Below are 26,993 nucleotides of genomic sequence, written 5' to 3'. Positions count from 1 at the left end.
TAATACGGGTAATATAGATGTCATCTTATAAAAGTTCAATAATATTTATATCAATTATTATTACAGAAAATTATATTATTTTCGTAGTATTTTTGTGTTTCACAACGTGCAGATCACAATTGGAAAAGGGAAAAATGTAAGTATCAATCTTATGGAAAGATAGAAGGTAAGGGCAGTTCTTATTTTCACTCCTTTAGAAGTTATGTTTAATAGATTGGACAAAAAAGGCTTTTTAACTATGTATGGTAGTAATTGTGAAGGAGGCGGAAAATCCTGTGATAGAAGGTGTTCAACGGCAAAGTGAAAAGTTTGATGGATTGGCTAATGATTATGATCGTTATCGTCCTCGCTACCCCCTCACTTTATTTAAAACCATGCTCCATTCTTTTAAGAACAAAAAGCATTTATCCATTGTGGATGTGGGTGCTGGGACAGGCATCGCATTAGAGGGAATTGTTAAATTTTTAGGAAATGAGCACCAATATCATGCTATCGATGTATCGGCAGATATGATTAAGCAGGGGCGAAAAAAATTTCCTACGGTGCAGTGGTATCAGGGCCGTGCCGAAGACCTATTGCCTCAAATTGGCGAGGTTGATCTTGTCATTGCAGCGCAAGCGTTTCAGTGGATGGATCGTCCCAAGTTGCTTTGTTCTGTTTCAGATCAACTTCGAGTCAATGGTGTCATGGCGGTTATTCAAAATAATCGCGATTTCAAGCATAGCGAATTTCTAGAGGCTTATGAGACATTGTTAGAAAAAATGAGTCCGAACTATTCCCGTTATTATCGTAATTTTGATTTTTTACAGGAAATGAGTGATGGCTTTGGGGTAGATCCAGAAAAGATTTTTTTTCATACGCATAATTGGATGATGATGATCCCATCTGAAGCTTTTATTGGAATGAGCCGCTCTTCAACGCAAGCGCAACGCGCTATTGCTTGCTATGGGGAAGAATATTTGCGGCAATTGGTCTCATTGATAAAGAAATATGAAGTGCAAGGCAATTTGGAGCTTTTGTATCGAAGTGAGCTCTATATGTATGCGGGATAATCTGATATCGATGATTACTTTTGCTCTTTTAGCACATCAGAGTAGGCGGTATTCAGGAAATTAACGCCTTATTAAGGCAGATTTTGAGGGGGACGGTTTTTTTCTTCAGCATTCACGTTGACATCTTATTACGTCTGATTTTCATTGTTCACTTGATATGAGAGAGTTTAAATAGAAAATTTATGCACTGCATTATAGTATTGAAGCGCTTTCTTTACTGCAGTTTAACAACAGATTATTTTATAAAATAAGAAGAGGTAGATTGAATAGAAATATTTGATAATTCTTTGTTTTTATGATTGTTTTTTATTATTAAATGAGAGTGTTTTTAATAAATTTTGACAAAAAAAACTGAAAAAGTATAAAAATTATCATAATCAGAAATTTGTAGTAAAAAAGGTGATGGCTTGGAAGCACCTTTAAAAAACAACTCATTTTGAAATTATCTCTAAATTCAGATTCAATATAACAAAAAAGTAAAATATAAATATGTTATATGGAGCATTTCTCTTTTTTAAAGATATAATATAAAAACAATATGTTAATTAAATTTTTTGATATAAGAAAACTTCTTTTATTTTTATTTTAAATAACGGGTTAGGGCGAGTCTTGTGTGGTTTTATTGAAGATGTGCTTTTTAGGTTTAAATCTGGCGCTTTAAATACAATTTTAGAAGTAGCAAAAAAGCTCAATTTCTTCTCTGTTGTGATGTGTTGAATAAGTTTTTTAATTTTCTATAGAGTTTAATTTTTGCAATCATGATAGATTGTGACAGCTGTCTGTCTAAGATTTTTATAAGTTTAGTAGGAATAGCTTAATGATAAATCCATTGAGTTCTTCATCTTTACGCGTCATAAAAAAATAAGCCTGCACTATCACACACTTTGTCATCTCCCAATGTTGCGACAGCTCTTGACACGGCTCATAAGAGGAGTAGTCCTTTTTTTTACAGTTTTATCTATACGCCAATTTCGCTTATGACGTGCAAGCGAATGGTGTTGATTGATTCAACATACACAGATTTGGAATGAGAGAGTCTTAAGATATTCCGCTCTCTCATTTAATATGAATCATGCTAGATTATAATTATAAATTAATGCGTTATCTATTTTTGAAATCCATGACCTTAGTTGTGTTTGTCAATATTTCATTTTCATTTATCGTCAACTATTCTACTTTTGAATAATAACTCCATTATAAGGAATACCTTTAAAAAAGTATTCTCGCTTTAAAGAGTCGTTATAGTTTTTTTGTTTTATAGAAGCATCAATAATGCTAAACATTATACTTTGATAAAAAAGAAAGTAAATTATGACTATTATACTGAAACCGAGCGAGGTGACGCTTAGTGAACTTGCGGCTATTTATTTTAATGGTGAAGTGAGTAAACTTCATAATGACACGCATTTAGCTATCGAGAAAGGGGCACTGCGCATTGCTGAAATTGCTGCTGGAAGTGAGCCTGTGTACGGTATTAATACTGGTTTTGGGAAGTTGGCTTCCATTAAAATTGATGCGGACGATGTTACTGTTTTACAGAGAAATCTTATTTTGTCCCATTGTTGTGGGGTAGGAGAACCTTTAGCTGAAAATATTGTGCGTTTGATAATGAGCTTAAAGCTTATCTCTTTAGGAAGAGGAGCTTCAGGAGTTCGTCTAGAATTGGTAAATTTGCTGGAAAATATGCTTGCAAAGGGCGTCATTCCTGTCATCCCTGAAAAAGGGTCTGTTGGTGCTTCAGGTGATCTAGCTCCACTTGCTCACATGGCGGCTGTTATGATGGGAGAAGGGGAAGCATTTTTTCAAAATATTCGTATGAGTGGAGCTGTTGCATTAGAGAAAGCGGGATTGTCCCCTATTATTTTAGAGGCAAAGGAAGGTCTAGCTCTTATTAATGGGACTCAAACATCAACAGCCCTTGCACTTGCCGGTCTTTTTCGAGGTTATCGGGCATTGTGTGGTGGATTGTTGGCAGGGGCCTTGACGACAGATGCCATCATGGGATCAACGGCGCCATTTCATCCTGATATTCATATTTTACGAGGACATTATGGGCAGATTGCCGTATCGAAAACATTAGAAAAGCTTGTAGAGGATTCAGAAATTCGTGCAGCACATTTACGGGGTGATGAGCGTGTACAAGATCCTTATTGTATACGTTGCCAGCCACAGGTCATGGGGGCATGTTTTGATATTTTGCTGGCAGCAGCAAAAACACTGATTATTGAAGCAAATGCTGTTACAGATAATCCATTGATTTTAAGGAATGGTGAAGTTGTATCAGGTGGGAATTTTCATGCTGAACCTGTAGCGTTTGCTGCTGATCAGATTGCTCTTGCTTTATGTGAAATAGGATCTATTTCTCAACGGCGTATTGCTCTTATGGTTGATCCAGCAGTTTCTTATGGACTTCCAGCTTTTTTAGCGCATAATGCGGGTCTTAATTCAGGTTTTATGATTGCTGAAGTAACAGCGGCAGCTTTAATGTCTGAAAATAAGCAAATGGCCCATCCTGCTTCCGTTGATTCAACCCCAACTTCAGCCAATCAAGAAGATCATGTTTCAATGGCTTGTCATGGAGCTCGTCGGTTATTGGTAATGAGCGAAAATCTTTTTACACTTATTGGCATTGAAACGCTTGTTGCAGCACAAGGAATTGAATATCGTGCACCTTTAAAAACAAGTACTTTTTTGCAATCTGTTATGGAATGTTTACGCAAAAATGTTGCTTCTCTTAAGGAAGATCGCTATCTGGCTCCAGATCTTCATCAAGCACATATACTTGTGCGTGAAGGGCACTTATTATCTGTTTTACCAGAAACAATTTTTCCTTCATTAAGTTTTCAATAATATTTGTTTTAAGGACAATGATGAAGGGCGGATATTGAATTTTGAAACTTCCTCATATGAAAATATAGAAGATCAATACTATATTTGAATTATTTAATGAATTATGTATATATATGTTATTTATAGTCAACTAGATATTTTATTATTTTATATGGATCTGATTTAGCATCATAATTTTATAGAAACTATAAATTTAAAGTACCTATACTTTCTGATTTCTATCAGAAATTTTAATCTAAGTTAAATAATATTCACAAATTATATGTTGTAATATTATATTTTTATAAGTACAAATTATAATATATGTATTATATTAAGTAAAAATAAAAAATTTATTGTAGATTCTTCTTATTTGTTAATACTTTATGAATTTTATATTTCATTTTTGATATTTTAAATAAAAAAGGAGAAAGAAATGTTTAAAAGTGCTAGATTATGTGTATCAATAACAGTTATTTTTTTCTCTCAAATTCTTGAGATTCATGCAAATTGTAGGAGAGGTGGCTTTCCAGAGGAAGTTTTCATTACAATAGTGGACCAAGAGAAGGAGCCTCTGATTTTAGCGAAAAACAAAGATTTTATTGCTATCTCAGGGCAAAATCCCGAAGATAAGGAGAATGCTATCATTAGGCCAACAGTCAAAGATTCTATTTTTAGCGCATATTTTTTTTCCATTGGAAAGTTTATCTTTAAGACAGTTGGAGTCCTTAAAAGATGGGTTGTAAATACAATTTCTCATACTTTTGAAGGCTTGCGAGATTCGTATTATCATTGATTGAGCTATTCAATTGGCGTAAAAAGTTTGCTTTGTGGGCTCAAAGAGAGTTTTCTTAAAGTAACAAAAAATTAATTGTACGCATAGTTAATGCGTTTGTTATGAAGTTTTAGGCTTCTATTTTCGTGCACGGAAATAGAAGCCTAAAAGTTTAGATTACATTAAGATTAATTTTCTCTGTAAAAAACTAGAGAATACGAAATGAATTAAATGACAATTATAAAAAAATTCATTATCACTTTATTTGAATAAAATAATACGAAATTGCAGGCTATAAAAGCTGAGTAATTCGCAATAAAAGTATTTTTTATTGTTTAGAACAAAGTGTTTGACGGGCTGGTCTTCGATGTTTTTTGAAATATATTTGTGAAAGAAACATGAGGCTTTATTTATCATAAAGCTGTTATCGTTGTGTGGATTGTCAGCATTTCAAAAAGTAAGGAAAGAAATGGCAATAAATAAACTGAAAAGAGGGATGAGTAAGCGCCAAGTTATTTTTTTAGCTCTTGGCTCTGCTATTGGAACAGGTCTTTTTTATGGGTCTGCACAGGCAATTAAGCTTGCCGGTCCCAGTGTTTTGATTGCCTATTGTATTGCTGGTTTAGCTATTTTTATGGTTATGCGGGCTCTAGGAGAGATGATACTTCATAATCCATTACCTGGTTCTTTTGCTCGTTATGCGGCAAATTACATATCACCATTAGCAGGTTTTTTAACGGGATGGACATACGTATTTGAGATGATTCTTGTTGGTTTGGCTGATATTACAGCTTTTGCGACTTATATGGGGTTTTGGTATCCTGATGTTGCTCCTTGGGTATGGGCACTGAGTATTACATTAATCATCACAGGTATTAATTTAGCTGCTGTAGAAGTCTATGGTGAACTAGAGTTTTGGCTATCTTCTATTAAAGTTATCGCTATCATTGCGATGATTATTTTAGGAATAGCAATTATTTTTTGGGGGTGGGGTGAAGGTGCAAATTTTTCTACCGTTACTGTTCATAATTTATGGAAAAATGGTGGACTTTTTCCCAATGGTTGGTTTGGTTTTTTAGCTTGCTTTAGTGTTGTTGTTTTTGCTTTTGGTGGCATAGAAATTATTGGCATGGCAGTCATGGAAGTTCAAAACCCTCATCAAACGATTTCAAAGGCAATTAATTCTACTCCAGTTCGTATTTTGCTTTTTTACGTCATGACGTTAGCTATTTTAATGTCTCTTTATCCTTGGAATGAGATTGGTCTTATGGATAGCCCTTTTGTATCTATTTTTGAAAATCTTGGGATTTCGTATGCAGCAAATATTTTAAATATTGTTGTTGTTACAGCGGCTATTTCAGCAATGAATAGTGGAATGTATGGTGCTTGTCGTATGATCCATGGTTTATCGCAGGAAGGTTATGCTTTAAAAAAGTTTCAATATTTATCAAAAAATGGTATACCAGTTTTTGTTATTTTGATGATCTTCGGTATCTTTCTTCTTGGTGCTGTCCTTAATTATTTTTACCATGAAAAGCTTTTTTTTCTTATTGCCGCAATGGCAACATTTGCGACAGTTTTTGTTTGGATGATGATTCTACTTTCACAATTTTTTATGCGAATTAAGATGCCTAAAGAAGCACAGAATGGTTTAAAATTTCCCATTCCATTTTGGCCAATAGGATCGATTTTTTCTATTTTATTTATGGTTTTTATTTTTATTCTGTTATGGTATTTTGATGAGACACGACCGGTTTTAATTATAGGTTTTAGTTGGATTGCTTGGCTTATTATTTGTTTCTATGCACTTAAACTTTATAATTTTAAGCAAAAGAAACAGCAATAAAATGTGAATAGAGATAAAGCTCAAAACAAATAGCTGATGTCATCAGGAAAACAGGTGTTTGATTGTTATTCTCTAAAGGTTAGAACAATCTAGATTGAAAAAATCTGCTCGTTATTATTTTGCTTTGGAAGTTTTGTGAGCCATTGCTTACGGTAACGACCAAATCATATAAATATTAGGCATTTTTTGATGGTGAGCCCTGCAATCAATATAAGTCTTTCAGGTAAAAATGCCTAATAGTGCAAATAGATTTTACCAGATACAAGATTATAGGCAGATATCTTTTTCTAAACGTATTAATGAAGTTCTGTTCCACAAGAGAAGTTATTGTAAGAATTGTTCTTTAAGCTCTTTAAAAAATTGGTTGTTTAAATTTTATTGTTTAGAAAACTACTATTGCTTTTAGAATCGAAGATAAAGTTCTTTATGTATTTTTTCTCAAAGAGGATTGGCGTTGGTAGAAAATAGTGGATAACAAAGTCATTAGAGGCATTGTATGATTGTATTTGCAAAAACTTTAATAAAGAGCAGCAAGGTATCACAATAAAATCTCATAGAAGAGTAAATTAAAGAGAACAATGAACGTGTGACAGTGTTACGACTCTTATTGTTATTGCGCTCACAATAGCAAGGATCAAACTTATTTTTTATAATATTGATACGAGAGTAATTTTTATCACAAGTGGAGGCGGACAAAATGCACTCCGCAACTGTATTGCGGTGCAAAATTATTCAATACTACCATAAAAGGTGCTCAAGAACACTACGATCAGCAAAAACAGTCGTCATCAAGTGGCTTTTTGCATGAGAAATCGTCCGATAGTTCTTAATCGCATACCACAACGGTCTCCTCTATCCTTGGGGCGACGGGCAACATCGTGTTAGACGCACAAGGAGAAGCCAAGATTTCTGCTTCTCATCTGATTTCCGGTCAAGATATCAATGTAATGGGAGAAAGTATGACGATTGTTGGCATGACAGACCATCATAGCAGCCATTCACAGACGCATGAAACAGGTTTTTTGATGGGCATAGATATGACTTTGTAAGCCGATGGATTGGCGGTAATGGCTATACCTACGGGACACTCCCTGCTGGCAGTAACGTTTTGATAGAATGGTTGAGAGTGGCTACAAATCCCATAAGCTCCCATACCTGTCTTGGAGATGTGGGTTATAAATGCCAAAAGTTTTTATGGCACATCTCATCTAGAACAAAAGCCTTGAATTAAATCATGGAGTAAAAAATGAAACAAACTCTAAAATTATTAAGTGCGATAACTCTATTGAGTATAGCCGGATGTCAGTTTAATAAAACTCCTGGAGGGTATTTGAGTGCGTGGGAAAAGCCAAGAGCAGATTTTACTGAGATAGGAAAAGCCCTGTTAGAATGTGGCATGCCAACACCTTATGATGTCGATCCAGAAAATAGAAAGCAGAGCATCAATGCAAAAGCAACAATTTATGCTTGCATGCTTCAATTAGGTTTTCGCTATAAAGATGAAGAAGTAGCAAGAGCGGGTGGGCCATGTTATACTTTTAGAGCCGAAAACCTTCCCATTTGTCGTCCAGGCGCTGTGATCCCTAGGCCCAGTGTCAAGAAGCGCTTGAACAGCCCTTATTGTAAACAGTATAAAAATGCACCTGAATGCAAACCTTAAGTTTTGCTGTTTGTGATGATCAACAATCCCTACCTTCATGCTTCTCATGCCCGTACGGGGATGGCTTAATTCAGCATGTCAATGCTAATTATTTATGAGGACAACAACTGTTGGCGCAATGATATAAAATATCTATTTTGGTTGTAATCAAAATATTGATAATAATTATAAGCATATCGTTGATAGAATATGGTTTTAGTAATAATTTTACCGTATTTTTGCTATAATAATTATGGCATAATCTTCGGAAAGATAAAAATAATATAGGCTGATAATGTTCATCATTGTTTTGGAAATAAAAAACAGCATGTATAATAATTTATAGATTGTTTCGTAATATCAAAATTACTCAAGGATAGGAAAATGAAGCAGATTTTAAAATTATTAAGCGGGATAACCTTATTTGTTATGGCAGGATGTTACCCAGAGCAGCCTTCTCGAACAGCTGTAGATGCATGGGAAAAATCCGGTGCAGATCAGCTTGAGATAAAAAAAGCCCTGTTAGAATGTGGAATACAGCATCTTGATGGTCGTCTTGATACAGAAATAAGTATGGATGAAAAATTCAATGCAGAGGAGTCTGTGAATGCATGTATGATCCAAGCAGGTTTTCAAGATAAATTGGGAAGAATGAAGTGGTGTGAGAAATATGAAAATCTTCCAATTTGTCAGCCTGATGCAGTTATTCCTCAGCGAAGTGTAGAGAGGCGTTTGAATAGTCCTCATTGTAAAGAGCATAAAGAACAACCTGAATGTCAACCTTAAGTATTGAGGCTGCTGTAATCAAAAATCCTTACATTCTTGTTTTTGCATGGGGTGGGTGGGATTGTTTCTTCAATATCTATATGCTAACAAGAGTCATCTTGCGTGTGAGCAAATATTAGAAGACTTATCAGTCTTTCTATCGTAAATATTGAAGGAGGGGGAATGAAAAAAACATTGAAATTATTGAGTGCTATAATTTTATTAAGCACTGCTGGGTGTATTAGCAAACCTCCCCCATCGACATTAGAATTATGGGAAAAGCCCGGTGTCAATAAGTCTATGGTCCAACAAGCACTGTCAAAATGTGGTTGGAAACCAATCTACGCTTCTTCTGAAAATATGGATTCGCGTGCAAGTGATTTTGCAGCAGTTTATGAGTGCATGACTAAAGCAGGTTATCGGTACAAATTACAAGATTCAAAGGGAATCTATTTTTCATCAGCGCCGCGAAGTGATTCATTTTTAGTCAATTTAATGGTAGCAGGGTATCAGCAGGTTATGGACAATGATACTTTTGGTGTAACCAATTCGACAAAACAAGAGCGAGATTTGATGTTACGTTTTGAAAATGATAAAAAGCGCCAGAAAATAAAAAAAGCTTTGCACAAGTGATCGCCAACAGTAGAACGTTGATTTTTAAAGCAATAATTGAATAAAAATATTAAACGGGAGAAGAGAGAAATATCGGTCTTTTGTCTCCAATGTAGTTATATTCATCAGCTACGAGATTGGCAATAGTATTGTTGTCAGATGATGCTAGCGGGGGATAGTGAGTTGTTGTTTAGAGAAATTTATTCAATATAAAGAATGGAAAATAATAGCTTTGCTAAAATATTTGCTTTAACGATAATAAACAGATAGCTTTCATAGAGCTGATTTTGATGAAATTTTATTTTGGTGTTTTTAAATTTCAAAATGGTGAGTATTTTACTGTATTTTAGATTTTATCAAAAGATCTAAAATATTACATTTATTAATTCAATTTTTTTTGTTAGATGTCTAGCATTTCTAATATAGAAATTATGTAGATTAGCTTATACATTAGTGTGCAATTTCTTGTTTTTTTGTTGTGGTTGAAGGAATAATGCGGTTATAGATTGCGTGTACTGTATCTTATTTGTGCTGTGTTTTATTAAAACGTTTTAATCGTTTAATCTTAAAAGTTATTCTCATTTTGTTGTATTTTAATTTTTCGGTGGTGAGATAAATTGAATATTGTATCTCTTCAAAGTTCGCATTTTTTCACGTTTTTTTAAAGATTGGTGTTTCGGCACTTTGTAATTGCAGTTTTCAGCGGTTTTTGAGATGCCTTCTTTAAAGGGATTGTCATCTTAAATGGTATTTTTAAACTTTTTGTTCTTTCTTTACATAAGACACAAAACATATTATTTAATGCTGTAATTTATCATAAAAAATAAAATAATTTTGTTTGTTTCATTCTTGTTGTGTTTAATTTGTGGTTTATTTTTTTGCCAGCATTTTTTCTTGTTGAAAAAAGAAAGTTTTGAAAAACAATGATAGTCAAGGTATCTAACAATCACTTGTATTCGTGCGTTTTTACAGCAGCTATTTTTTCTTTTTTGTTAAATATAAATATTGAGGCACATTCTCATTCATATACATCACTGTCATGTGACAAAAACAAATTACCTTATGAATGCAGTGATGGTTCAAAGCATACAATTAGTGATAAAGTATATAAATTCACGGCACCTGTTAAAGAAAAGAATGGGGAGGGGCGGTCTCTCATGTTACCTGCTGCTATAGTAGTGCAGGAGCCAAATACAGTTATTCAGGCAATGCGTGTAGAGGTTGAAGCTACTGCAGGTATAGAAGATATTTATGGTGTTTTGGTATCACAAGGGGGCAAAATTGTTTTGAGCGATTCAGCTTTTAAAAATGTATCAATAGGTCTTAAAGCTGATAGTGGAATGATTGAGGTTAATCGTGGAACAATTGAGGCTTCTCAGATTGCTGCTTATGCAGAGAATCTAGGAGCATCTGTTACGTTAACGGATACAGAAATTAAAGTGGAAGGTTTGGGTATCGGTCAAGAGAGTGCTCTTTTCGTTAGGGCTGATGCGAGTATTCAGATGAAAAGTGGATTTATTGATGTGAATGATGCTGCTGCGCTTTATGTGGGGAGAGGGGGTAGTGCGACTTTAGATGGTGTTACCATTGCTTCAAAATATCAAAAAACAGAAGACAAAGAAAATACAAATGAAAAAATTACACATACAGTTTTCAATGTAAAACATCATGGTTCTGTTTATGTAAAAAATACGAATATTATTTCTACGGATGTTCATGTTTTAACAGTTGGACAAGATTCTAACACACCATCCAATAATGGCAGGGAAGGAAATATTTTAATTTCACGGGTTAATATTGAAGATTCAACAATTAAAGCAATCGGTAACAAACAGGGTATGTATTTTGAGAGGGATGGGGAAAATGATGCGTATGAACAGGGACTTGTCTTTTTGAAAAGGACAATTTTTGAGGTTCCAGACGGAACAGCTATTCATAGTAATAAAAGTCGTAGTTATATTGGAGTAACAGAAGGTACAAAAATTTTTGGTGATTTATTATTAACAGCTGAAAAGGGGGGGACTGTAGCGATTTTGGCTGATTCCTCTTCATTGATAGGAGGGACTCGTGTTGCCGATGATTCTATTGCTGAACTTTATTTAACAGGGGGATCAAAATGGTTTTTGACAAAAAGAAAAGGGATAGATTTGCAAGTTGCAAACCGTACAAGTTCGTCTATTTCATTTGTGAAAGTTTCTGATAGTTTTATTGCTTTTGAGATTCCAATGTTTCAGGAGTATCAGACACTTTATATTGGGAAGGGAGAAAAAGAAGTTTATAGTGCGCAAGATAGGGCAGATATTTATCTCAATACACATCTCAGTAGTGATGGTTTGCTCGATAATAAAAAAACTGATCGGCTTTTGATACATGGTGATGTTTCTGGAAAAACGACAGTTTATGTGCAATTTGTTTCAGGAAATCAGGGTGAGATAGCAACCGGTGAAAATGCTCATAGTATTTCACTTATTCAGGTTTCTGGAAAAGCGGCAGAGGATTCTTTTCAGTTAAATCGTGCTTATATCGCATTAGAGGGTTTGCCTTACCAATATTATCTTCATGCTTATGGTCCAGCTTCTGCTCTTGGAAATGCACAAACTTCTCAAAGATTGGTTGAAGGAGATGGAGATTTTTGGGATTTCCGCCTTGAAAGTAAATATATTCAGCCTGCTTTAGAGGTGTCTGCTATTCCCCCTTCTGAGTTAAAGATCAGGGAGGTTGTTCCACAGGTTCCCACTTACCTTCTGGTACCAAATGCTTTGTTTCATGTTGGGCTCATGGATATTAGTCATCAACAAAAGCAGTTGCACGTTAGGCGGTCTATTCCTCGTAAATTATTAAAAGTTGAAGGGAATTTTGCTTTATCTGTTCAGAGTTATGGTGGACGTTATCGTTATGTCTCAGATCTTTCTACACTTAAATATGGGTACGATGGACATGTTGATTATAACGCTATAGAAACAGATCTTTTGCTTAAAACGGTAGAGAGTGCACATAATACGACATCTTTTGGGATTATGGGAACCTATGGAAAACTTTCCTTACAACCTCATAATGTGGAACAAAGTCAAAAGAGTACATTTAATAAATGGTCATTTACGGCATATGCTAGTGTGAAACATTACACTGATTTTTACGTAGACGGTCTTTTATCTTATGGCTTGTTTAAAGGGGATGTGCATAGCCGTGTTTGGGGTAAGACGGCGACATTAAAAGCAAAACCTCTCAACGTTTCTTTTTCTGCTGGTAAAGTGTCTATGATAGGACGTGAAGGTCTTATTTTTGATCCGCAATTTCAGCTTATTTATCAACATCTTCAATTTGATAAGTTTCGTGATATTGACGGATTTGATGTTGAGATGAAAAAAATAGATCAATGGTTTATGCGTGTTGGTGGGCGTTTAAGTAAAACATTTACAGCCTCCGAAAAGGATCGTATCATTTCTTTTTATGGCACTATTCATCTTGCTCATTGTTTTGATAAAGAACAATTTGTTCATTTTAAAGATGTTTTCCAGTTGGGTTCTTTCGGGTCTTCTTTAGAAACAGGTTTGGGTATCAATGCGCAGTTTTCTTCTAAAGTTACACTTCACAGTGATCTTAGCTATCAGCATAGGTTAACCAAGGCTGGTTTTTCTGGAGTTCATTTTTCTGGTGGTTTGCGCTATCATTTTTAATAAATCTTTTTAAAAATAATAAATGTAATTTTTAAAGTTTTATTTTATTGCCGGGATTTAAACCATTGATGGTGCAGAATTTTAATTGCTTCTTTTAATAATGCTATCATGTGTTTTAATAAGTATGGAAGGATCACGTTGATTTATTTTTTTATCTGGTTGATAGGGGAGCTTAAATGCTTCAAAAAAAATGATAATGAGACTGTGAATCTATTTGTGTTATTTTGGCTATAAATATTGGGGATGTGTTTGTCATCAGCTTTTTAAAATAGTAGCCTTATTATCCTGTTATGCTGTAAAGACTGGCGTTTGAGGTCGCTGATATCAATCATGAAAGGCAGGGAGATATTGACTGTTGATTAAAAGCTTTTGCTGTTAAGCAAAGGAGGAGATATGTACAATATACAGCTCGATCGTTTCGTGGATGATGCGTATTTTTATGCTTTAAAATTTTGCAAAAAGCGTTTTTGAAGCTGTTCGTATCGATCGCATTATTGTAGGTGGATAATGAGAAAAGTGGTAAAGCTTGAACACTTTTAACATCAAATTCAATATCTTCAGTTCTTAATAAAGATAAATCCTTTAAAAAAATTGTTCTAATGGCTGTATTGAATATATGAACAAGATCATGTCTTCTTTGTTAAATAGATATGAAATATAAGTTTTAAATCAAAGTGGGGGAGGTAAGATCTTTTGTTCTTCTTTTAAGATGTGGGGAGAAGAGGTTGATCGTATCAAAAAAGTCGTTTAGAAGTTTTTATTATTGTTTCAAATATAGAAACATTGAAGAGCTTTTATTAAAATGGGGTGTAAAAGTAGATTATATCTTCCTCAATTCCTGTTTTTTGAAATATGCACCTTTAATGGAAGATGTTGGCAAAGTTTTAGGCAATCGCATTTGCATTGTGAGTTCGTTTGTATCGATAAGATTTATATTAAAGTTCAGGGGCAGTAAAAATATCTTTATCGGACTATTGATAAACATGGTGTTTCCATATGATGCTTAAGGTGTCATCGAGCCATTTATGGTAATTGCGTGCTTCTTCGTTTGAGTTATGAACAGAGAAAATAAAACCAGGATATCCACCAAATGCTGGTGGAGGTGGTGAAAGATGATTGGTTTCAAAGAAAATGATAGTTCTGGCGGTTTGAGGATGCTGTGCAACCTTATCTAGACCTAAAAATCCAGAAAACCGTCCATGACCACGAAGAGGAATAATATAATTTGCCGCCACTTTTTCAGCTGGGAGTATATCGGGAAGGTCTGGGGTTTGTTCAGCTAAAGCGGCATTCATACATAGTTTTGCAAATGAAATCCCTGTACCTTGCTCAACAATAAAATGGGAGACACCCGATCCACCTATACGAGCGCCAATCTCAATGATATAAGGTAAATTATGAGCATCTAGGCGTAGCTCTACATGGGCAGCACCTATATTTATACCAAGAGCTTTAACTCCAGAGCATGCAGCCTCACATAAAGCAATAATTAAAGGATCATCTATATCACAGCGTTGACGATAAATTGTTTCTTCAAACCATGGTCCCTCAGGCTGTCCCTTGTCTCCAACGGCCAGAACGTGTACACCTGCTGTATCAACAAAGCATTCTACGACAAACTCTTTTCCTGGCAAATACTGTTCTACGACTAAACCTACAGGTTTACTTTTATCATTAAAACGTGCCATGTCTTTATGCTGAACATTCCATACGGCTTTAATGAGATCAGGAAGTTCGGCGGAATTTTTAGCTAACATTACGCCTGTACTTGCCCATCCAGAGACGGGTTTAATAACGAGTGGATAATCCAAGGCTTGTGTTTGTGATAGGTTTTCTGGATGATCTATATAAAAGAATCCTGGTGTTCTTAAGCCTGCTTTAGCGAAAGCTTGACGCATGAGATATTTATTTCTGGTTAATGCTGCTATTTCTGGTTCAATACTTGGAGTATTGATTTTTTTTGCAGCCAAAGCTGTCCATAGGATGGCTTCTTCGCGAAGGGTCATAACCCCAGAAATATTGCGTTCTTTTGCTCCCGTTGCAAAAGTGTCTAGAGCTGCCTCTGGGTTATCAAAAACAGGAAGTTGCCAAGTTGAAGTTATTGCTGCAGGGTGTTGAGTGGGAGCGCTTTCAGCGGTATCATAGATCATTACTAATTCGATATTAGCTGCTTGTGCTGCTTCAAATATAAATGGTAATTTTGCATTGCGCTGGCAAATTAACGCGAGTTTTTTCATTTTGTTTCCTCATTAAATTTGGAGTTTTGAGAATGGCGTTTATGTTGCCATGTAGATACCTTTGATGCATCTATAAATAAGAGTGTCATCCCTATAACAACTACAATCATAGCAATTATTTTGATCATATTGAGAGAAGGGCTCGAGCCGATTATCCATTCACATGCAATCACTGCAAAAGGGGATAATACGCCGATAGTGTTGGCGTATTATACGCCTCCTTCGGCTAAAACTTTTTGATATAATACGTAAACTGGTGCCGAGCAAACAGTTCCTAAAATCAATATTTTAAATATATCTTCTAACTTAAGATAGAAGAGTGGGGCAGGATCAAAAATAAATAATGGCATAAATGATGCTGCAGAAATTGTCGTGATCCAAGCCAGTGAGGTGAGCAAAGGTAGATTTTTAAGATAACGTTTAGACAATAAGCCATAAGCAGAATAAGAAAGTGCTGCTGTTAAGGCAAGCACTACTCCTATCAGGTTATAATATCCACCTTCTCCACTATTTATATTGAATACTACAGCTGCTACACTGACAATTATCACTCCACTAAGCTTCAGCCATGAGAATTTAAGGACATTTGTCAATGCACCTAATATATAAGTAATTCCTGGAATAGTAGCGAGCACCATGGTTAAATCACTGGCTTTGAGTGATTTTAATGCGCCAAAACTGCATACAAAATACAGCGAAAATCCTAACACTGAGAGAATTAAAAAAGAAGGTATCATGGAAAGCAATGGTAGGGATCTGAAAACAGCTTTCTCACGAAATATTGCAATCAGCCATAAGGTGGCAGCGGTGGCAAACAACCTAAGTCCAACCGCATGCATGACGGGTATATTGCTAACCAAATTCTTAGATAATAACCAACTTATGGAAAACAATGCTAGAATGGCAAAAGTAAATAATAATAATCGTCCTTTTATAAAACTCAATGATTTAATCCTCTAATCACTCGCTGTGCATAAGATGATGTTGAAAAATTAAATCGTGACTTTGAGGTCTGTGGTTTTCCAAGATTATTTTGGATATAATCTTTAGCTCCTGCCAAATAAGCGTCATCATCTAATGCTTCAAGTGCTTCTATATCTGCTATCATCAATATTTCAAAAAGCAAGATCCCTGTAGCAGCATCGAATGTCATATGCTGATCAGAATCTTTTGGATAACGAAATATGCGTTCTAATAGGATAAATTCAGTTATTTCTTTCCAAAATTTTGGATGATTTTGTAGCATAATACGCACTGTAATTAAATCAACTTTAGTTTCTTCTAGAAGACCTGTAAACCAATTTAATTTTATATACAGATTTTTATCCAATGGCCGCGGTCCGGTATGATGTGCATAGTCATGATAATAGCCCCACAAACAGCAAGCATCGAAAATGTCTTCTTTAGATAAGTTACGACTATGCAATTGACCGAACAGGAATTTACTATCTCGACCGAGTAAACGTTCAGCTTCCACAATTGTTTGCTTTGTTTTTTTTGAGCAGCCGCTACAGATTCTGGGAATAGAACAATGCAATTGCCTTCTAAAAAACCTCTTGATGCTATTCCCATTTTTATACATTGAAAAGGTGATACATAATTATTTGTATATTTTGAGGCGTCAGCAAGATAGGCCGTTTCATGACGATATCCTGTAACTAATTCCAGCCGGAATCCTTCTGGATCAGGTCCATTTGTTGCACGCATTGGAGCCAAGAAAAACAAGGGAGCATCTGGTAATGGGGCTTTGAAAGCAGCCAAAGTGTTATCAAATTTAGGAGGGGTCGTTAAACCGCTGATTATCCACTGATGAAGATCATCAGAAATGGTCGCTAAAAGTTTTGGAGATAATCCGTCAAGAATATTGGCATGGTGGTTCAGCAGAGTGATCAATTCATTGATCTTATTATTATCTGCTGAAGTTGGTTCTTTAATGCTCCCATCTCGTTCTTGGCGCATACGGAATTTGTCAACCAAGTTAACAATGGAAAGAAGCGCTTCAGATTTTTTCATGATTAGTTGACTTTAGCGAGTGGAGCAAAAAGGCCATTGGCACTTGTCCAAAATTTTCAACAATATTCAGCCTATAGCGATTTGCCGCAACCGATGTTGTGATACAAGAATCTTGCTTTTTCAGCCTTACAAAGAACGGCTGCATCAGCATTGCTGTTGGCAAATACTTTGTCATATTGATGAGCTACCAGAGATTGTGGGGCAGGATGAGTCGCTACGGTTTTAATTTCATCAATGTTATTGCGTTTAGCTAAAACCATAGAGTGAGTAGGCATGATAAAGCTGTCAAATAATTGCATATCACCTAAACGGGTAAATATGAGTGTATGTAAATCAGGGTAAGCAGCACGGCTTAGAAGATACCTATCTTTTTTTTTGAGCAAGTTCATTAAATGCTTCTTCAAGAGTTGCGTATAAGATAATACGGGATCTCGAGTCAGTGGACAAAATATTTTTATTGTGATTGTTAAGCCACCATTATTCTGTAGTTGCACAGTTAGTATCTGCAGGGACAAGTGTATAGATAAATGTATTATTTTCAGATTGCATGATCTCTATTCTTTATAATTATATGCCTAAATTTAAACTAGTGTAATATGTAGAGTATATCAAGCACAATGCGTTAAGTAATTTAGTGCTTTATAAAATCATGTATATGTGAAAGAAAATTTACGATATAATTTTGTTTGTTCATTATTCTATCATGCCGTAAAACATCGTCGTTTAGGGGAGTGATTGAGCAGGAAAAATTCTATGCAGGGTATTTATTGGATATGTTAGAGAATTATTGGAATGGTTAAGCGAAGATGAATGATACGTAAACCGTACTGCTCTATCATTTTTTGGATGATCAGCGTTTTTGAATCTATTCATATTGATAATACTATTGTAGGTGAATAATAAGCAAATTGGTAAGGCGTGAACATCTTTGCTATAAAACTCAATATATTTAATTTCTTAATTAAGATCATACTTTTAAAAATTGTTTTACTATTATGATTGTATTGAATATATAAAAGGCAATCATCATTGTCTTGTTTGTAAAAGAAACATGAAATATAACTCTTAAATTAGAGTGGGATTGGCTAGATTTTTTCTTCTTTGGAATCGTTAAGAAGGTCAGATTAAACCTTATTGAAGCTACAGAACCTAAAAAAACAGTCGTTTTTTTTGTGAAAAGATCAGAGGTAAACAATATGCGTGAGATTTTGGATCGTTTTGATATACCATTGAATAAGAAGAGTTCTGTTCAAAAGATTCAAAATCTTTCATGCCAATCACACCCAAAACGGTTTTATAAGCAAGTGAAGATCGCTTGTGAGGAGGTCGGCTTTACGATTTTGTTGGATGAACGTCCCGTAAAAACGCCCGCAAGGCGTCATTTTCATGTGCCAACAGAAGTGTTTGCTGAATATGTTGCTCAGGAATTTGAGAACCAAAAGCACGTTGTTGATCCTGCAAAAATGCCGATGACGCGTTTGGTTAATACTGTTATTGATGGTATCGCTGATGATATGCAGGTGGTTTTTGAAGATTTATTGCGTTTTGTTGCATGTGATATGATCTTTTATCGTGCACAGACACCTAAAGAGTTGGTGCAAAAACAATCTGAGCAATGGGATCCTTTATTAGATTGGGCAGAAAAAAAACTGGGTGCAAGGTTTTATTTGACAGAAGGGCTGATGCATGTGGAACAATCACCAGAAGCACTTCAAGCTGTGAGTCATTATTTACGTAGCGTTGAGTCTGCTTATATGCTTGCTGCACTTCATATGATGACAACCTTAACGGGATCTGCTCTCATTGCTCTTGCTGTTGCTGCGGGAAACATTGATGCTGATCATGCTTGGTCTATTGCCCATTTAGATGAAGATTGGATGATGGAGCAATGGGGAATAGATAAAGAAACAATGGTACGTCGTGCTCATAAAAAAGTTGAATTTAAGGCTGCTGCTACAATTGTTACAACTTGTTTATAGGGGAAAATCTTTTATTTACGTGCATTCTTTTCGCTCAGAGTATTTTTGTGACTTTTTGAGGATTGGTTTTTACTTTATCAAGTCCAGGAAATATTTCATTGGTTATGGTTAAGAGCGCTTCGTCATTGCCACGGATAAAATACCATTGGTTATCGTGAAGTAGGGCAATAATTTCAGTTTGAATAGAGCATTTTTTTCCAGCATTTGTTGTGGTTACAAGCTCCACGGGTATAACAAAATAAGGGGTACCATTATCAAGGGTACCTTCACGTTTTTGTTTTTGATCAATGTTGATCGTTTCAATCTTGTAACTTTCTGCCAACCGTTCTATTTGGCTTTTCATGATTTGTAGAAATTGTGATTGATTAAGATTTTTTTTGGCGGTTAAGCGGTTGATGACTTGGGGAGGAATAGCATTTAAGATGGCATTTGCATCGGCATTTTTAAGTGCTTTACTATAAGCAGATGTTGCTTTCTCAAGAGTTGTAAGTTTTTGGTTGGTTATTGTATGTGCTTTAGTTGTTGATGTGATAAAGACAATGCATAAAAGAACGGGAACGAGAAAACAAATTCGCGGCATTAGAAACCTTTGTTAATTCATTTGAAGAGATTCAACACATTATAAAGGAAAAGCGGATGAGCAAAAAGCCTCTTGCGCTTTTGCATGAGAAGAATATCCACAAAAATGGAGGCTTTTGCCTCCATTTTCAAAATCAAAAGAATGCGTATTGATTGTTTAAACAGAATAGTACATATCAAATTCAACAGGATGGGGTGTTGTTTCGTAACGCAAGACTTCTTGCATCTTTACTTGAATGAAGGAATTAATCTGATCATCATCAAAAACGTCGCCAGCTTTAAGAAAGCCACGATCTTTGTCAAGTGCTTCAAGCGCTTCACGCAGGCTTCCTGAAACAGTAGGGATTTCTTTAAGTTCCTTTAAGGGAAGATCATAAAGATCTTTATCCATAGCATGTCCGGGATGAATTTTGTTTTTGATGCCATCAAGACCAGCCATTAAAAGGGCTGCAAATGCCAAATAGGGATTTGCTGTTGGGTCTGGAAAACGCACTTCTACGCGTTTTGAATTTGGTGAGGAGCTCATAGGAATACGGCAAGATGCAGAACGATTACGTGCTGAATAGGCAAGAAGAACAGGAGCTTCATAACCAGGAACCAAACGTTTATAGGAGTTTGTGGATGGGTTTGTAAAAGCATTGATTGCTTTTGCGTGCTTAATAACACCACCGATAAAAAACAGACAGGTTTCTGATAGTCCGGCATATTCATTTCCTGCAAAAATGGGTTTGCCATCTTTCCAAATGGAAATGTGGACATGCATTCCAGAGCCGTTATCACCAAAAACTGGTTTTGGCATGAAGGTTGCTGTTTTCCCATAACTATTTGCTATTTGATGTACAACATATTTAAAAATTTGCATCTTGTCAGCCTCGCGAACAAGTGTATCAAAACGAATACCCAATTCATGTTGGCCTGCTGCTACTTCGTGATGGTGTTTTTCGACCTGTACGCCCATATCCTTGAGTGCTGTGAGCATTTCAGAACGCATATCTTGGCAGGAATCAATTGGCGGAACAGGAAGGTAGCCTCCCTTTATTCGTGGGCGATGCCCTAGATTTCCTGTTTCATATTCCGTATCATCATTGGAGGGAAGTTCACTTGAATCGAGTTTAAACCCTGTGTTGTAAGGGTCCGTTTTATAGCGCACATCATCAAAGATAAAAAACTCTGCTTCTGGACCTACATTGATTGTATCTCCAATGCCTAAAGATTTCATATAAACCTCAGCCCTTTTGGCGATAGAACGAGGATCTCTACGATAAAATTCACCAGAGACAGGATCAAGTACATCACAAAATATGACCAAAGTAGATTGAGCAAAAAAAGGATCAATGTGTGCTGTTTCTGGATCTGGCATTAAAACCATGTCAGATTCATTAATTGTTTTCCAACCAGCAATTGAAGAACCATCAAACATGACACCATCACTAAAAGTATCTTCGCTGATCTCTGCGATATCCATTGTAATGTGATGCAATTTTCCTCGTGGATCAGTAAAACGTAAATCAACAAAACGGATTTCGTTGTCTGTAATCTGTTTGATAATATCTGATGCGGTTGTCATATTCAATTTCCTTAATGTGGCGTTGAGGTGGATAAAAAAGTGAATTTTCTCGTTATTTATTAAAGGGCATCGATACCGGTTTCGTCCGTGCCTATACGAATTGCATCATCAATGGAAAAGACAAATATTTTTCCATCTCCTATATGTTTGGTTTGAGCTGCTTTACGTATTGCATCAACAGTTTGTTCCAGTTTTTCATCGGACACAACAATTTCAATCTTTACTTTAGGTAGAAAGTCAACAACATATTTCGTACCACGATAAAGTTCTGTATGTTCCCTTTGACGACCAAAACCTTTCGCTTCTGTTACTGTAATACCATGTAACCCAATTTTTTGAAGCGCTTCTTTCACTTCATCAAGTTTGAAAGGTTTTATAATGGCTTCAATTTTTTTCATGCTGAAATTATCTCCAACGTTATTTTGTCTTTTTAGACTGCATCACATTATATTGACAACTGTAAGATGTCCAACAGATACTTTGTGCACAAAAAGTCGCAAATAATGATACTCTAAGCTCTTTTAGGAGAGTTTCTTTTGTAGAATACAGTCAAACACTGTTTTTTGGGAAAAAACCTTACAATTCTTTTACAAGAATTCAAATTATACAATAAAAGAGTTTTGTTTCTTTTTTTTAGATAACACATTTACTTATAAGGATAATTAGACATTTTCCACATTAAATGAGAAACTCTAATAGCGTAGGATTTTCTCATTTTAGATCTTTTTGTCGTCAATCAATCAAAACAATACCTTTATATATCATAAATAGTACGAGTGTGTGGGTAACAACATTTGAAAAAAAATAAAATGTTTTTTATGAAAGCTTTCTATCACTAAAGGCTTTACAATATTAGGGAGTAGGGGAGATAAATATTGGAAAAGAGTGTGATGTTGCTGATTATGCTTCTTCATAAACGTAAAAATGGTGGTGTACAATAAATGAGTTTATCATTATAGCATTCATAGCTGCTGTTGTGAAATGGGCTTGGGAGCATTGAGAAATGTTTCTTTAAAACAGATGTGTGAATTGGCAATGCAAATATATTCCGTTTGGGGCGTTTTGTCCCTTCGTGAGGAATATGATCCCATTAAGGAACGCGATGAATAAAAGCGTGAAGCAATGGCAATCTTCATTATAAGATATTGCCGCGGATTCCTTTGAAATCATAAAGATAAATTAAGAAGTGATGTAAAGATAGGAACTTATTTATACCCTTAAAACTTCGTATTTTTCCCAGTTTAGGCTGTCTGGTCGTTTCAGGTATAAACAAAACAGAGAATAAATATGCAATTATGCGCGCATTCTTATTTGGCAATACGACAACTGAAACAGCTTATAAAGCGCTAAATTGTTTTTAGTCTTTGCTTCAAACGTGTTGCACTACTGGAATTAGGTGTTGGTTTACAGGTAATAATAAAAGTACAGGCTTTGTTAGTATGCTGTATTTTACAATAAAAAGCGTTTCTAAGAATTGGAATTATAGAGAGATGGGCGTAGTAAAACATCTTTTAGAAATTTTCCCGTATAGGAAGCGGGAACCTTAATGATGTCTTCAGGGCGTCCAATTGCAACAATTTCACCACCGCGATCTCCACCTTCTGGTCCTAAATCAATAATCCAGTCGGCTGTCTTTATAACATCAAGGTTATGTTCAATGACTATAACTGTGTTGCCCTGCTCGACTAGTTCGTGAAGCACTTCAAGAAGTTTGGAAATATCATGAAAATGTAAACCTGTTGTCGGTTCATCCAAAATATAGAGTGTACGTCCCGTTGTTTTACGAGAAAGTTCTTTCGCAAGTTTTACACGTTGTGCTTCCCCACCAGAAAGTGTGGTTGCTTGCTGTCCTACTTTTATGTAACCCAATCCTACTTTAATGAGAGTTTCCATTTTATTATGAATAGCGGGAATAGCTTGGAAAAATTCTTCTGCCTTTTCAATTGTCATATCCAAAATATCGGCTATAGACTGTCCTTTGAATTTTATTTCTAGTGTTTCTCGGTTATAGCGTTTTCCTTTACAGACATCGCAAGTAACATAGACATCAGGTAAAAAGTGCATTTCAATTTTGATGACTCCGTCGCCTTGACATGCTTCGCACCGTCCTCCTTTAACATTAAATGAAAAACGCCCAGCTTTGTAACCGCGGGCTTTTGATTCTGGAAGATCAGCAAACCACTCACGAATCGGTGTAAAAGCACCTGTATAGGTTGCGGGATTAGAGCGTGGGGTGCGTCCAATAGGGGACTGGTTGATATCAATGACTTTATCAAGAAATTCTAATCCTTCAATTTTGTCATAGCTGGCAGGGCTGTGATGAGAGCCCATGATATGATGTGATGCTGCTTTGAAAAGCGTTTCAATAAGAAATGTTGATTTTCCTCCTCCAGAAACACCAGTTATGCATGTGAAGGTTCCAAGAGGAATATTCGCATTGATATTTTTGAGGTTATTGCCTTTGGCGCCAATGACTTTAAGTGTTTTCGTTTTTGATATTTTGCGTCGCTTTGTCGGCATTTTAACAGCCATTTTTCCTGAAAGGTATTGGCCTGTGAGAGAGGCTGAATTTTCTATAATTTCCTGCGGTGTCCCTTGCGCTATGATTTCTCCACCATGAACGCCCGCGGCAGGCCCCATATCGACAACATAGTCTGCTGTGAGAATAGCATCTTCATCATGTTCAACAACAATAACTGTATTGCCAAGATTGCGCAAATGACGCAGCATTTCCAAAAGGCGTTCATTATCGCGTTGGTGTAAACCGATAGATGGTTCATCTAAAATATAAAGAACGCCTGTAAGACCAGAACCAATTTGGGATGCCAACCGAATGCGTTGGCTTTCTCCCCCTGAAAGCGTTCCTGAATTTCGAGACAAGGTAAGATATTCCAATCCTACATGATTTAAAAAAGCCAAGCGTTCACGAATTTCTTTTAAAATACGTACGGAGATATTACGTTGTTTTTCTGTGAGATATTGATGAACATTGGCAAACCAATCATCTGCCTTTAGAATAGAAAGATCTGATATTTGCCCAATATGCATTCCGTTTATTTTTACAGCAAGTGCCTCTGGTTTTAAACGATAACCGTGACAAGCTGGGCAGGGCGAAGAAGACATATAACGTTCGATTTCTTCTCGAGACCAAGCAGAATCGGTTTCTTTCCAGCGTCTCTCCATATTAGGGATGATTCCTTCAAAGGGTTGGGTCATTTTATGCGAACCAGAATTATTTTTATAGATAAAAGAAATTTCATCTCTTTTTGTACCGTAGAGAATAGCCTGTTGTGCTTCACTAGAGAGTTCACACCATTGATCTGTGAGTTTGAAACCGTAAGCTTTTCCTAATGCTTCTAAGGTTTGACTATAATAAAGTGAATCCGATTTAGCCCAAGGAGCAATGGCTCCATTCTTTAGGGTAAGGTTTTTATTTGGCACAATTTTTAGTGGATCCATTGCCTTTTTGATACCCAATCCATCGCAGAGAGGACAGGCCCCAAAAGGATTATTGAACGAAAAAAGGCGTGGTTCAATTTCAGGAATAGAGAAACCCGATACTGGGCAGGAAAACTTTTCTGAAAAAATGAGCCGTTTGTGTGTATCATTTTTTGATTTATGAGCAGATTCCTTTGTCGTTTCTTTTTGTGCTAAGGGTTGGTCTGCCATTTCAGCTATGGCAAGTCCATTTGCTAGCTGTAAACAGGTTTCTATACTATCAGCCAAGCGAGAGGTGATATCCTTCTGTACAACAATGCGGTCTACCACGACATCGATGTCGTGTTTATATTTTTTATCAAGAGGTGGAATATCAGCGATTTCATAGAATTTTCCATCAACTTTAGCGCGTTGAAATCCTCTTTTTAAAAGTTCTGTTAGCTCTTTTTTATATTCTCCCTTTCGTCCTCGCACTAAGGGTGCCATAATAAAAATTCGTGTTCCTTCTGGTAAGGACATAATTTGATCCACCATTTGACTTACTGTCTGGCTTTCAATAGGAAGTCCTGTTGCAGGAGAATGAGGAATACCAATACGTGCAAAGAGAAGACGCATGTAATCGTGGATTTCAGTAACGGTACCTACCGTTGAACGAGGGTTGCGACTGGTTGTTTTTTGTTCAATGGAGATAGCTGGAGAGAGACCGTCTATGCGGTCGACATCGGGTTTTTGCATGACTTCCAAAAATTGGCGTGCATAGGCTGAAAGGCTTTCGACATAGCGACGTTGTCCTTCAGCGTAAATTGTATCAAACGCTAAAGATGATTTCCCTGATCCAGAAAGTCCTGTTATAACAATGAGTTTGTCACGAGGCAGATCAAGATCAATATTTTTAAGGTTATGCTCACGTGCACCGCGAATGGAGATATATTTTTGATGAGTCATACTTTATCCTTGGCATATGTGGCAAAAATTGAGCACCTAAAATGGAATAAAACTGTTTTTTTAGAATTACAATGTGTTTAACTGCTTTAATGCAAAAGGAAGGTATAAGTTTTGTGAAAAAAATACAAATGAGCAGCTTTTTATTCTCTCGTGGTGGAATAAACTATGTGTTTTTATCATCTTTTGGTATAATTACACTCAATACAGTATTGAGAAAGGATAGCATACCCATATTGATGGTCAATTGCGACATGTAAATTGAAGGTCAAGATGGTTATAACTGTTATAGAACAGAGTACTTTACGAATTAAAATTTTGGAGTTTATACGATGGCTGGTAGCCTTAATAAAGTTATTTTGATTGGTAATCTTGGTGCCGATCCTGAAATCCGCCGTTTGAATTCTGGTGATCAAGTGGCAAATCTGCGTATTGCTACTTCAGAAAGTTGGCGCGATCGGAATACAAATGAGCGAAAAGAACGCACTGAGTGGCATAGTATTGTTATTTTTAATGAAAACCTTGTCAAAGTTGCAGAGCAATATTTAAAAAAAGGCAGCAAAATTTATATTGAGGGGCAGTTACAGACACGAAAATGGCAAGATCAAAATGGAAATGACCGTTATACAACAGAGATTGTTTTGCAAAAGTACCGTGGCGAATTACAAATGCTTGATGGGCGGGGAGCTGCGAGCGGGGAGCAAGGAGCAAGTCAAGGGGGGAGTTATAGTGGTGGCTTTGCCGATAGTCACTCAAATCAGAGAAATACTTTTGGTCAAAATAATAATCAATTGGGAGAAAGTTTTTCACACAAATTAGATGATGATGTCCCTTTTTAAGAGTCTTTAAATTGCAGTATTATGATCATTTTATGGTTTGCTTGTTTCAGATTTTTGAAGTTTAGCGAAGTGAAAATTGTTAATTATTATTGGTAATTTAAAATATAAATTAATAACATCTTGAAAAATATTGTTAAATTTCTTTTTTGTCATGGGAGAGAAATTAGCATTTTGGTGTATTTTTCGCTATAAATAAAGTGAAAT

The 26,993-nt window shown here is 35.8% G+C and carries 19 protein-coding genes and 1 pseudogene; 11 read left to right on the top strand and 9 right to left on the bottom strand.

Going from position 1 to position 26,993, the window contains the following annotated elements:
* Nucleotides 1-242 precede the first annotated feature (242 nt).
* The 9 genes and pseudogenes from ACFILD_RS02155 (at nucleotide 243) to ACFILD_RS02115 (ending at nucleotide 13,195) form a co-directional block, all read left to right on the top strand.
* The gene (locus ACFILD_RS02155) at nucleotides 243-1,052 is read left to right on the top strand and encodes a class I SAM-dependent methyltransferase (RefSeq protein WP_375664705.1); all 810 of its coding nucleotides are present in this window, start codon (nucleotides 243-245) and stop codon (nucleotides 1,050-1,052) included.
* A 1,311-nt stretch (nucleotides 1,053-2,363) separates the two neighbouring features.
* On the top strand, nucleotides 2,364-3,902 hold the full coding sequence (gene hutH / locus ACFILD_RS02150; RefSeq protein ID WP_273791578.1) for a histidine ammonia-lyase: 1,539 nt from the start codon (nucleotides 2,364-2,366) through the stop codon (nucleotides 3,900-3,902).
* A gap of 415 nt (nucleotides 3,903-4,317) precedes the next feature.
* Nucleotides 4,318-4,677 (top strand): hypothetical protein, encoded by a 360-nt coding sequence (locus tag ACFILD_RS02145; protein WP_375631298.1) that lies wholly within the window; start codon nucleotides 4,318-4,320, stop codon nucleotides 4,675-4,677.
* A 448-nt stretch (nucleotides 4,678-5,125) separates the two neighbouring features.
* Complete coding sequence (locus ACFILD_RS02140; protein WP_273791505.1) at nucleotides 5,126-6,502, top strand: amino acid permease; 1,377 nt, start codon at nucleotides 5,126-5,128, stop codon at nucleotides 6,500-6,502.
* A gap of 740 nt (nucleotides 6,503-7,242) precedes the next feature.
* Nucleotides 7,243-7,533 (top strand): annotated as a pseudogene (locus tag ACFILD_RS02135) (hypothetical protein); the annotation flags it as partial.
* Nucleotides 7,534-7,748: 215 nt separating this feature from the next.
* Nucleotides 7,749-8,162, top strand: a complete 414-nt coding sequence (locus ACFILD_RS02130) for a hypothetical protein (protein WP_375660075.1) — start codon at nucleotides 7,749-7,751, stop codon at nucleotides 8,160-8,162.
* A gap of 363 nt (nucleotides 8,163-8,525) precedes the next feature.
* A complete protein-coding gene (locus ACFILD_RS02125; protein ID WP_375631301.1) occupies nucleotides 8,526-8,927 on the top strand; it encodes a hypothetical protein in 402 nt (133 codons plus the stop codon).
* A gap of 162 nt (nucleotides 8,928-9,089) precedes the next feature.
* On the top strand, nucleotides 9,090-9,539 hold the full coding sequence (locus ACFILD_RS02120; RefSeq protein ID WP_273791501.1) for a hypothetical protein: 450 nt from the start codon (nucleotides 9,090-9,092) through the stop codon (nucleotides 9,537-9,539).
* 902 nt (nucleotides 9,540-10,441) lie between these two features.
* Nucleotides 10,442-13,195 (top strand): autotransporter outer membrane beta-barrel domain-containing protein, encoded by a 2,754-nt coding sequence (locus tag ACFILD_RS02115; RefSeq protein WP_375664703.1) that lies wholly within the window; start codon nucleotides 10,442-10,444, stop codon nucleotides 13,193-13,195.
* A 971-nt stretch (nucleotides 13,196-14,166) separates the two neighbouring features.
* Here the strand turns inward: ACFILD_RS02115 and ACFILD_RS02110 are convergent.
* From ACFILD_RS02110 to ACFILD_RS02090, 5 genes are all read right to left on the bottom strand, one after another.
* Nucleotides 14,167-15,432, bottom strand: coding sequence for an acetyl-CoA carboxylase biotin carboxylase subunit family protein (locus ACFILD_RS02110; RefSeq protein ID WP_375664702.1), 1,266 nt, complete (start codon nucleotides 15,430-15,432; stop codon nucleotides 14,167-14,169).
* A 209-nt stretch (nucleotides 15,433-15,641) separates the two neighbouring features.
* A complete protein-coding gene (locus ACFILD_RS02105) occupies nucleotides 15,642-16,376 on the bottom strand; it encodes a DMT family transporter (RefSeq protein ID WP_375663242.1) in 735 nt (244 codons plus the stop codon).
* Nucleotides 16,373-16,762 carry a hypothetical protein gene (locus ACFILD_RS02100; RefSeq protein WP_375664701.1) on the bottom strand — a complete coding sequence of 130 codons (390 nt, stop codon included), beginning with the start codon at nucleotides 16,760-16,762 and terminating at the stop codon, nucleotides 16,373-16,375. The genes ACFILD_RS02105 and ACFILD_RS02100 overlap by 4 nt, the downstream gene beginning before the upstream one ends.
* The gene (locus ACFILD_RS02095; protein ID WP_375664700.1) at nucleotides 16,741-17,445 is read right to left on the bottom strand and encodes a DUF6421 family protein; all 705 of its coding nucleotides are present in this window, start codon (nucleotides 17,443-17,445) and stop codon (nucleotides 16,741-16,743) included. Before ACFILD_RS02095 ends, ACFILD_RS02100 begins: the two co-directional genes overlap by 22 nt.
* A gap of 71 nt (nucleotides 17,446-17,516) precedes the next feature.
* The gene (locus ACFILD_RS02090; RefSeq protein WP_375664698.1) at nucleotides 17,517-17,939 is read right to left on the bottom strand and encodes a hypothetical protein; all 423 of its coding nucleotides are present in this window, start codon (nucleotides 17,937-17,939) and stop codon (nucleotides 17,517-17,519) included.
* 702 nt (nucleotides 17,940-18,641) lie between these two features.
* Between ACFILD_RS02090 and ACFILD_RS02085 the strand changes: the two genes are divergently transcribed.
* Nucleotides 18,642-19,424, top strand: coding sequence for an ATP12 family chaperone protein (locus tag ACFILD_RS02085; RefSeq protein WP_273791495.1), 783 nt, complete (start codon nucleotides 18,642-18,644; stop codon nucleotides 19,422-19,424).
* Nucleotides 19,425-19,458: 34 nt separating this feature from the next.
* Here the strand turns inward: ACFILD_RS02085 and ACFILD_RS02080 are convergent, their stop codons facing one another.
* From ACFILD_RS02080 to uvrA, 4 genes are all read right to left on the bottom strand, one after another.
* Nucleotides 19,459-20,004 carry a hypothetical protein gene (locus ACFILD_RS02080; RefSeq protein ID WP_375631309.1) on the bottom strand — a complete coding sequence of 182 codons (546 nt, stop codon included), beginning with the start codon at nucleotides 20,002-20,004 and terminating at the stop codon, nucleotides 19,459-19,461.
* Between the two features lie 156 nt (nucleotides 20,005-20,160).
* Nucleotides 20,161-21,570: a type I glutamate--ammonia ligase gene (gene glnA / locus ACFILD_RS02075; protein ID WP_273791493.1), complete on the bottom strand. Its 1,410-nt coding sequence runs from the start codon at nucleotides 21,568-21,570 to the stop codon at nucleotides 20,161-20,163.
* Between the two features lie 59 nt (nucleotides 21,571-21,629).
* On the bottom strand, nucleotides 21,630-21,968 hold the full coding sequence (locus ACFILD_RS02070; protein ID WP_015856528.1) for a P-II family nitrogen regulator: 339 nt from the start codon (nucleotides 21,966-21,968) through the stop codon (nucleotides 21,630-21,632).
* 1,069 nt (nucleotides 21,969-23,037) lie between these two features.
* Nucleotides 23,038-25,953 carry an excinuclease ABC subunit UvrA gene (gene uvrA, locus ACFILD_RS02065; RefSeq protein WP_375660079.1) on the bottom strand — a complete coding sequence of 972 codons (2,916 nt, stop codon included), beginning with the start codon at nucleotides 25,951-25,953 and terminating at the stop codon, nucleotides 23,038-23,040.
* A 329-nt stretch (nucleotides 25,954-26,282) separates the two neighbouring features.
* Here uvrA and ssb point away from each other — a divergent pair, with 329 nt between their 5' ends.
* On the top strand, nucleotides 26,283-26,789 hold the full coding sequence (gene ssb, locus ACFILD_RS02060) for a single-stranded DNA-binding protein (RefSeq protein ID WP_273791491.1): 507 nt from the start codon (nucleotides 26,283-26,285) through the stop codon (nucleotides 26,787-26,789).
* Nucleotides 26,790-26,993 lie beyond the last annotated feature (204 nt).

The organism is Bartonella sp. CL162QHHD, from assembly GCF_042195435.1.
Classification (GTDB): Bacteria; Pseudomonadota; Alphaproteobacteria; order Rhizobiales; family Rhizobiaceae; genus Bartonella.
This window is presented reverse-complemented; position numbering and strand designations above follow the sequence as displayed.